Consider the following 721-nt stretch of genomic DNA (forward strand, 5'->3'; position numbering starts at 1 on the left):
GGGTGCCTAAGATGTCGTATTGCTGTGCGCGTACCCCCAATCGCTCGGGTGCGTTGAGCACAGAACTGAAAGGCAACGATGCCCGACGAACGAACCGTCTCCACGCCGCTCGGCGATACCGAGCACCTCAACGCGCTGGGCTATGAGGATTCCTTCCACCGCTCCATGAGTCTCTGGGCCACCTTCGCCCTTGGCTTCACGTACCTGTCCCCGCTCGTGGGCATCTACTCGCTCTTCGCGCTGGCTCTGAGCACCGGGGGACCGCCCTCGATCTTCTGGCTCATCATTGTGGCGGCCGGTCAGCTGCTCGTGTCCCTCGTCTTCAGTGAGGTTGTCTCCCAATACCCCATCCACGGCGGGATCTATCCGTGGACGCGGCGCCTGTGGGGCCGGCGCTACGCCTGGATGGCCGCGTGGATCTACATCTGGGCCATGATCGTGTCGATCACGGCGATCGCCGAGTACGGCAGTGGATTCTTTGCCAACCTGTTCGGGTTGGCCATCACCAAGGAAATTACCCTCGGGCTCACCGTGGCATTGCTCGTCTTCGCTCTCGTTCTCAACTTCACCGGAACGAAGACCCTGGGCAGGGTGGCCCAAATCGGTCTCGCGGCCGAACTGGTCGGTGTGATCGGTGTCGGACTCTACCTGTTGATCTTCCAACGACACAATGATTTCGGGGTGTTCTTCACCAGCATGGGCGTTGAGGGTGACGGAAACT

1 protein-coding gene is annotated in these 721 nt (G+C 60.9%); it reads left to right on the forward strand.

What is annotated here, in order from left to right:
- Window positions 1-78: 78 nt before the first annotated feature.
- Window positions 79-721: APC family permease (locus tag JF66_RS19960; RefSeq protein WP_035880631.1), on the forward strand; the 643-nt coding region annotated here is incomplete at its 3' end.

The sequence above is a fragment of the Cryobacterium sp. MLB-32 genome, assembly GCF_000738085.1.
In the GTDB taxonomy this organism is placed as follows: Bacteria; Actinomycetota; Actinomycetes; order Actinomycetales; family Microbacteriaceae; genus Cryobacterium.